This is a genomic window from uncultured Mycobacterium sp., assembly GCF_964249325.1.
GTDB lineage: Bacteria > Actinomycetota > Actinomycetes > Mycobacteriales > Mycobacteriaceae > Mycobacterium.
Map to the genome: position 1 here is coordinate 1 of NZ_CAXUCH010000214.1, position 7,262 is coordinate 7,262.

Annotated in this window: 7 protein-coding genes; 3 read left to right on the top strand and 4 right to left on the bottom strand. The window is 64.8% G+C overall.

Annotated features, from left to right (window positions below):
- A partial coding sequence (locus ACFE99_RS20225) for a family 16 glycosylhydrolase (protein WP_375488197.1) occupies positions 1 to 830 on the top strand: 830 nt, incomplete at its 5' end.
- A gap of 6 nt (positions 831 to 836) precedes the next feature.
- Here the strand turns inward: ACFE99_RS20225 and ACFE99_RS20230 are convergent.
- Complete coding sequence (locus tag ACFE99_RS20230) at positions 837 to 2,339, bottom strand: mannosyltransferase (RefSeq protein ID WP_375488198.1); 1,503 nt, start codon at positions 2,337 to 2,339, stop codon at positions 837 to 839.
- Positions 2,340 to 2,483: 144 nt separating this feature from the next.
- On the opposite strand from ACFE99_RS20230, the gene ACFE99_RS20235 reads away from it, so the two are divergent.
- Both ACFE99_RS20235 and ACFE99_RS20240 read left to right on the top strand, forming a co-directional pair.
- The gene (locus tag ACFE99_RS20235) at positions 2,484 to 2,864 is read left to right on the top strand and encodes an STAS domain-containing protein (protein WP_375488199.1); all 381 of its coding nucleotides are present in this window, start codon (positions 2,484 to 2,486) and stop codon (positions 2,862 to 2,864) included.
- Between the two features lie 32 nt (positions 2,865 to 2,896).
- Complete coding sequence (locus tag ACFE99_RS20240) at positions 2,897 to 3,373, top strand: ATP-binding protein (protein WP_375488200.1); 477 nt, start codon at positions 2,897 to 2,899, stop codon at positions 3,371 to 3,373.
- Here ACFE99_RS20240 and ACFE99_RS20245 read toward each other — a convergent pair.
- Genes ACFE99_RS20245 through ACFE99_RS20255 form a run of 3 tightly spaced genes read right to left on the bottom strand, consistent with a single transcriptional unit; the run spans position 3,346 to position 6,610 of the window.
- Positions 3,346 to 3,786 carry a response regulator gene (locus tag ACFE99_RS20245; RefSeq protein ID WP_375488201.1) on the bottom strand — a complete coding sequence of 147 codons (441 nt, stop codon included), beginning with the start codon at positions 3,784 to 3,786 and terminating at the stop codon, positions 3,346 to 3,348. The two genes, ACFE99_RS20240 and ACFE99_RS20245, sit on opposite strands and share 28 nt — an antisense overlap.
- Positions 3,783 to 5,393, bottom strand: a complete 1,611-nt coding sequence (locus tag ACFE99_RS20250; protein ID WP_375488202.1) for an ATP-binding protein — start codon at positions 5,391 to 5,393, stop codon at positions 3,783 to 3,785. Before ACFE99_RS20250 ends, ACFE99_RS20245 begins: the two co-directional genes overlap by 4 nt.
- Positions 5,390 to 6,610: a PP2C family protein-serine/threonine phosphatase gene (locus ACFE99_RS20255; RefSeq protein ID WP_375488203.1), complete on the bottom strand. Its 1,221-nt coding sequence runs from the start codon at positions 6,608 to 6,610 to the stop codon at positions 5,390 to 5,392. Before ACFE99_RS20255 ends, ACFE99_RS20250 begins: the two co-directional genes overlap by 4 nt.
- Positions 6,611 to 7,262: the final 652 nt, after the last annotated feature.

Consider the following 7,262-nt stretch of genomic DNA (forward strand, 5'->3'; position numbering starts at 1 on the left):
GCAGCATGTTGTTGATGACGGGGCTGGGCGCGCTGGCAGCCGCAGTCCGGCTCCCGCAGGCCTGGGCGAACCCGCCCGCTCCGGACGCGCCGGCTCCCGCGCCACCGCCGGCCGCACCGGCCGGCTCCTCTGGCGGGAACTACATTTTCTCCGACGAGTTCGACGGCCCGGCGGGCTCGGGTCCCGATCCGGCCAAGTGGACGGTGCAGACCTGGCAAGACGACGTCTACCCACCGGTCGAGGGAATATACCGCACCCAAAACGTTTTTCTCGACGGCAATTCCAATCTGGTGCTCCAAGCCACCCGAGAAGGCAACCAGTATTACAGCGGCAAAGTGCGAGGCAACTGGCGGGGCCCGATCGGCCACACCTGGGAAGCACGCATCAAGCTGGACTGTCTGTACCCCGGCCTCTGGCCGTCGTTCTGGACTGTCAACGAGGATCCGGTGCCAGACGGCGAGGTCGACATTTTCGAGTGGTACGGCAACGGCCAGTGGCCCCCGGGCACCACGGTCCACGCGGCATCCAACGGGAAAACATGGGAAGGGAAATCGATTCCCGGCATGGTTGACGGTGCTTGGCACACCTGGCAAATGGGATGGTACGAAGACGGTTTCCACTTTTCGCGTGATGGGGCAGCGTACTTCAGTGTTCCGGCGAAACCCATCCCAGTCCACGGGAATCCGGACGACAAACGGTGGCCGTTCAACAATCCCGGCTATTGGATGACTCCGATGTTCACGCTTGCGGTCGGTGGGGTTGGCGCCGGCGATCCTGCCGCGGGTACGTTCCCGTCGCAAATGCTGATCGACTACATCCGCGTCTGGTGAACAGGCTCAAGACCTTTTAAATCGAATAACCTTGCTGCGGTGCAGGATCCATTCGTGATCCGCTTTAAACCCTTCCCGTTCCGCGACATCCACGACGGGCGAAGGCATGGTGCGGTCGACGATTGCCCACAACACCGTGCAGGCCGCTAGCCGCGGCCGCACCGCGTCGCTGTCGAACCGAAGATCCTGCGTCCACAACTGCGCCGCATAGGGGCCGGGCACACCGGCTGCCACATCGTCGAGCTGAGCGAACGCATCAGGACGCGCAGCGGCAGCCGCCCGCAACGGTTCATGGCCTGCCGAGCCGAAGGCGACGCAGTCCTGTGGTCGTGAATTGGTTTTGACGACGTGGGCGATTTCGGAATAGTCAGCACCCCCCGGTTTTCCGTACACGCTGCGTTGTGTCACGAACGCGGTGCTTGAACTGAGCGCGAGAACTGCCAGGATTAGTGCCAGCACTCGCGATCGCTCCCGTGCGATGGCCGCAGCGCAGACCCCCAGCAGCAAGCCAAGACCCGGTGCGGTGTACGTCAGATATCGCGGCGAGTAGACATCGGTTACGAGGGCCGAGTAGCCGACCAGCACCGCTGTCGGCACGACAACCCAGGGCAGTGCCACCGCGAGAGCATCCCGGCCGATCTTTCTCATGATGAGCACCACCGATCCCCACGCCAGCAGGATTACCGTTGCGCACATGAAAAGCCGTGAGCCGGTGAGCCATTGCTCCCAGAAGACGCCGGTGAGGTAACCGCCTCCGCCGATCCACCAGAGCTGGGTGTGGCGTTGACGGGCTGCCAACGCAATAAGTGGCGACGCAAGAGCAAGTGCCGCAACGACCGCAAGGATAAAAGGCAATAGGCGCCGCCACTTTCGGGTCAGGGCGAGCGTGATGGCGTGCGCGGGCACCAACAGGCCGAGATACACGTAGGCGACGACGGCCAGCGACAGTGTCAGAGCGTACAGAGCCCACAGCGCAGACCCGCGTCGAGCGGCAGCGATCACGAGCACCACCGTCAGCCACACCGCCACCGCGGTGGTCAACGCGTACGACCTGGCCTCCACGGCTGACCACAGCGTGCGGGGGAGAACCGTGAACGCAACCGCCGCAGCCCACGCGGTGGGCCGGTCGGCCACCAGCTTGCCCAGCACAACCACGCCGGCAGCGGCGGCGCCCACCGCCGCCGCGCTGGGAAGTCGCGCCGTGAACTCGTTGATCGGCACCCACGACAACCACCCGTGCATGGCCAGGTAAAACAGGCCATGGACCGCGTCGAAGTTGAGCAACAACCGCAGGATGTCGATCTCCGACCGGTTCGCCGCGGCCACCGTGGCGGCCTCGTCGAACCAGAACGACGGCCGCCACGAAAAGAGCATCCCGACGAGCGTGGCCGTGAGAGCCGCTATCCAGGGATCGGCGCGGTCGGGCACGTGGACCCGAGCGCGCCCGGGCGGCGAGTTGGCTTGATCCGCGGCGACAGAGGCATCATGTGGCTCCCCTGGATCGTTCATGACGGAAATGTTGTCATCGGTCGCGCCCGGCGCACTTGGTTGCCCGTCGTGTCTCGAGCGGTCATCGCGGTACAGCGGCGCCCGAGGCGGTGGCAGGAGACCTCCCGGTACAATCTGCCGGCAAACAAACCGGTGGAGGTGAGTATGGGTAGCGGGCCCCAAGTTACTGGTGACGCCGCAGGAAGCAGCTGCGCTATCGAAGAACGGCAAATCGGCGACATCAGTGTCGTGTCGGTGGCCGGCACGGTAGATATGCTTAACGCGCCGCAACTCCAGCAAGCCATCTCCGCCGCCGGCCAGCGTCCACCCAAAGCAGTCGTCGTCGACCTGAAAGCCGTGGAATTCCTGGCATCGGCCGGCATGGGTGTCTTGATGTCCGTACACGATGAGCTCACTCCCTCGGTGCGCTTCGCGATCGTGGCCGACGGGCCGGTGACCAGCAGGCCACTGAAGGTCGTGGGCATCGCTGATGTAATCGACCTTTACCCGACGCTGGACGAAGCGATTGCCGCCCTGACGAATTAAATACCGACGCATCGGGTAGCCAGGTGTCCGAGATGTCAGCCGCCGAGGGGTCACCCCAGCACACGCGCTTCGCGCGACTGGACGCCACCGCAGACGCGGTGACGGCTGCGCTGATCCGCGAAGAGTTCTCACGCTGGCTGCGAAAGCATTTCACCCTCGACGCAGCCAAGATCAGCGACGTCGTCTTGGCCGTCAACGAGGCATTGGCCAACGCGGCCGAATTCGCTTACCCAGCCGCCGATCAGCCCGGGGCCATGCACATGCACGCCGAATACGACCCCGCCGCAGCTGTCCTGGCGGTCACCGTCACCGACGAAGGCTCCTGGTTGCCAGCCGACTCGCAGCGGCGCGACCTGGCCCGGGGTCGCGGTATCCCGTTAATGCATGCCCTGGCCGACCGGGCCGTCATCGACGGATCCCCCGACGGCACGCGGGTGCGCTTGGAATGGACCGGCATCGACGTGGTGAACACTTCGCCGGTTCATGGCGGGGGCAGTCGCACCACCTGAACGAAGAATTCGTCGATCTGCCGCACGGCGCTCATGAACTGGTCGAGGTCAACCGGTTTGGTGACATAGGCGTTCGCGTGCAGTTTATAGCTGCGAAGGATGTCTTCCTCGGCCGACGAGGTGGTCAGAACGACGACCGGGATATGGCAGAGGTCCGGATCCGACTTGATTGTCTCGAGCAGTTGACGGCCATCGTATTTCGGCAGGTTCAGATCGAGCAGAATCAGATCTGGCCGAGGCGCGCCGTCGAATTGCCCACGGCGGTAGAGAAAGTCCAGGCCCTCCTCACCGTCATGTGCCACGTGCAGCGTGTTGTTGATCTTGTTGTGTTCGAACGCCTCTCTGGTGATGAGCTCATCACCGGGGTCGTCCTCGATCAGCAGGACGTCGATGGCTCGGGTAGCCGATGTCATTCGTGTGCTCCTTCCAGGAGGGCGGCCGATGTCTGCTCCGGCGCGTCAATGCGCACCGCGGGCAACGTAAAGCGAAACCGGGTTCCTTGGGTGTATGACGTGTCGATCCAGATGGTTCCACCGTGGTGCTCGACGATCTTCTTACACAGCGCAAGCCCGATTCCGGTGCCGCTGTACGTGTCTCGGCCATGAAGGCGCTGGAAGATGACGAACACCTTGTCGGTGAACTCCTCGGCTATGCCGATGCCGTTGTCGGTCACCGAGAGGACCCAATTGTCGTCGCCGGGTTCGCAGTCGATGACGACCCGAGGAGCGACATTCTCTTGCTGGAACTTCACCGCGTTGCCAATGAGGTTCTGCCACACCATGACAAGCAGCGTCGGGTCGCCTTCGACTGTGGGCAGGGCATGCTCCGAACACATGATCTGCGCACCGGACTCTTCAATCGCGGTGGCCAGGTTGGCTAGCGCGGCATCCAACGCATCATTGAGGTCCACCTCGGAGTGTGTGGCGTTGAGTCGCCCCACTCGTGAGAAGGTCAACAGATCGTTGATCAGCACCTGCATGCGCTTGGCCCCGTCGACGGCGAAGCCGATGTATTCGGCCCCGCGCTCATCGAGCTTGTCGCCGTATCGCTTTTCGATCAGCTGGCAAAACGATGCCACCTTTCGCAGCGGCTCCTGCAGATCGTGCGAGGCGACGTACGCGAACTGCTCGAGCTCGGCGTTGGACCGACGCAACTCGAGTGCCTGCTCGTCGAGCGTCTCGCGAGCCGAGCGAGAAGCGTCGAGCTCCTCCACAATTCGTTGGCGCATCTCTTCGACGTCGCGCGCGATGCCGCGGATGTCTTTCGGCCCTCTGGGGACGATACGTTCGCTGAAGTTTCCAGCGGTGATGCGCCGGCATGACGCCGCCAGCGCCGCAAGTGGACGCGTGACAGCATTGCGCACCAACAAAGCCAACAGAACCGTCATCGCGAAGAACGCCGCCAACATGGCCGCCAGGACTGTGTCGCGCCAGCGGCGAACCCGGGTGAGCTCGTCGACCGCCGCGTCCCGAGTGGAAAGAAGGCGTTGGTTCTGCGCGTCGAAAAGCCCGCGCAGACGGTCGAAGTCGGCCTTGCCCTGCGCGCTGTTGGTGGTTGCGGCATCGGTTCCGCCGCGGCTAACGCTTGCGATCAGTGGCTCGGCGTAGGTGCTGCGCCATGTCGCGGCGGCGTTTTCGATGGCCTGCAGGTCGGCGATCATGGTGTGGCGGTGGGCCATATGGTCGCGGATGTCGTGGGCCGCCGCTTGTTCATTGCGTTGTCCTACGTAATACGGCATGAGGAACTGACGGTCGGCGGTGATGACCCACCCGCGGACGGCGGTCTCCTGGTCGCGCAGCGCCGACTGCAATTGGTATGCGGCTACGCGCGCCGGCTCGATCTCGTCCACCAGCTCCCGTGATCCTCGGTCGGTGCGAGTGAGCAGCAGCCCGCCGGCCACCGCGCCCGCGAGCACCACCACACCCATCACCGAGAGCACAATGTTTTGCCAGCCCTGCACCGTGAGGCGTCGAGCCCACTGCGCGTTCTCTGCGCGGCCGGCCCCCATCAGTTCGCTCATGTCGGGGTTCGCTCCACCCGCACGACCGCGATGTCGTCGCTGATGCCGCCGTGGGCCTGCGCTCGTCGCTCCACTTCGTCGATGAGTGCGGCCACGAAATCCGGTCCAGGCAACGCGGCAAACGAGCGAGCCAACTCGAGCAACCCGGCCTCACCCAGGCGTTCCCTGCCGCGTCCCGAGTGCCCTTCGAACAGTCCATCGGTGAGCAGCACAAGCCCCATACCGGCCGGCAGATCCAGCTGCTCAGGTCCCCAATCGCCGGCACGCACGCCCAGGGCCGGGCCACCGGTTGGCTCGACCCACTGCACGGTACCGTGACCATGCAGAAGCATGCCGGGATGACCAGCCCGCACGGCGGTTATCGGGCCGGTGCCGGGAGGTATGGCCAGGCTCACCACCGTCGCGAAAATGCCCTTGCCGGCGCGTTCGGCGTGAAGTATCCGCTCGAGTTGGCGCATCCTCTCCGAGCCGCGCAGGCCGCTGAAGGTCAGCGTCCGCCAGGCGATGCGCAATGCCACACCGAGTGCGGCCTCGTCAGGGCCGTGTCCGGCGACATCGCCGATCATGACGTGCACGGTTCGATCCGCGGTCTGCACGAAGTCGTAGAAGTCGCCGCCGAGCAGGGCGTTCTCGCGGCTTGGCCGATATTGCGCGACGATTTCCACACCGGGGTTCTCCAGCAGCAGCGGTGAGGGCAGCAGGCCCCGTTCGAGTCGTGCGTTCTCCCGGGCCCGGAGCTGGCTGGCGTGCAATTCCACCGCGGTTAGCTCCGCACGCTTGCGCTCGATCGCGTAGAGGACGGCGCGCCGCAGCGTTTCGGAGTCCACGCGGCCCTTCACCAGGTAGTCCTGCGCGCCGGACGCCACCGCCGAGACTCCGAAGTGTTCGTCGTTCAGGCCGGTCAACACGATGATCGGCAGCGTGGGGTCGTGCTCGGCGACGCGCTTCAGCGCGAAAATGCCGTCGGCATCGGGTAGGTGCAGGTCCAACAGGACGCAGTCCGGGCGGGCGAAGGCGAGCTCGCGTTCAGCGTCGGCCATGGTCTGCACCCAGGTGAGGGCGATGTCGGCCGCCGCGTCGGCGATGAGTTCCTCGACCAGCAGGCCGTCGGCCCGATCGTCCTCGACCAACAGCAGCGACAGCTTGTGCCCGCCTACGTTACGGGCAGCGCCGACCGTGGGCGCAGATGCGGATTTGGCGTCAAGTGGCGCGCGCATCGGGCATCGGTAATCACGTCCTCTCGTACGTCACCCGGTCGCGCTGACCCTCTGCTTCAGTGACAATGCCTCGACAATACCGAGCCGCGCTCGCCGCCTCAGCCGGTGCCGTCGACTACGGGGTCCTGGTTTGGACCGGCCGTGCAAACCCGTCGGCTAGCCCGCTTTGCACTCATGTCAAGTAGCTGGCGAGCACAGGGACCCGACGAAGCGGCTGTCAGAGTCGGTTAGTTATCATTTCGTGACTCTTCCTCCATTTGCTCGTGAGGTGCCTTCACGTGGGACGACATCGGCTACCCAGTCACCGGTCAAGGTCATCGGTTGTCATCGCTGCAGTGGGAGTCCCGGCCGCCGCCGTATTCTTCGCCGTCAGCGGAAGTGCTCATCCCGTACGCGCTGGCGTTGACGCCGAGCCGGTTGGCGATGGCGTTGGGTCGTGCTGCCTGCAACTCGTAGCGACAGCACCGGGCGTGACGTCGTGGGCTCGCTCCGGTGCGCAGCCCGATACAGGCGAGTGGATGCGGGCGTCGAGATTGCGGGTAGCCCACCAAGAGGCTCGGCAGTTGCTACCCCCGGGCAAAGCTCCGGAGCGCGGTCTGTGTTCGGAGGCATTCAGGGTGACCACGTGGGGGTAGTTGCCCGGCGCTGAGGG

What these genes read in the sequence shown, in the direction of transcription:
- ACFE99_RS20230 (WP_375488198.1), bottom strand. Translation starts at nt 2,339, where the DNA reads ATGAACGATCCAGGGGAGCCACATGATGCCTCTGTCGCCGCGGATCAA.
- ACFE99_RS20235 (WP_375488199.1), top strand. Translation starts at nt 2,484, where the DNA reads ATGGGTAGCGGGCCCCAAGTTACTGGTGACGCCGCAGGAAGCAGCTGC.
- ACFE99_RS20240 (WP_375488200.1), top strand. Translation starts at nt 2,897, where the DNA reads ATGTCAGCCGCCGAGGGGTCACCCCAGCACACGCGCTTCGCGCGACTG.
- ACFE99_RS20245 (WP_375488201.1), bottom strand. Translation starts at nt 3,786, where the DNA reads ATGACATCGGCTACCCGAGCCATCGACGTCCTGCTGATCGAGGACGAC.
- ACFE99_RS20250 (WP_375488202.1), bottom strand. Translation starts at nt 5,393, where the DNA reads ATGAGCGAACTGATGGGGGCCGGCCGCGCAGAGAACGCGCAGTGGGCT.
- ACFE99_RS20255 (WP_375488203.1), bottom strand. Translation starts at nt 6,610, where the DNA reads ATGCGCGCGCCACTTGACGCCAAATCCGCATCTGCGCCCACGGTCGGC.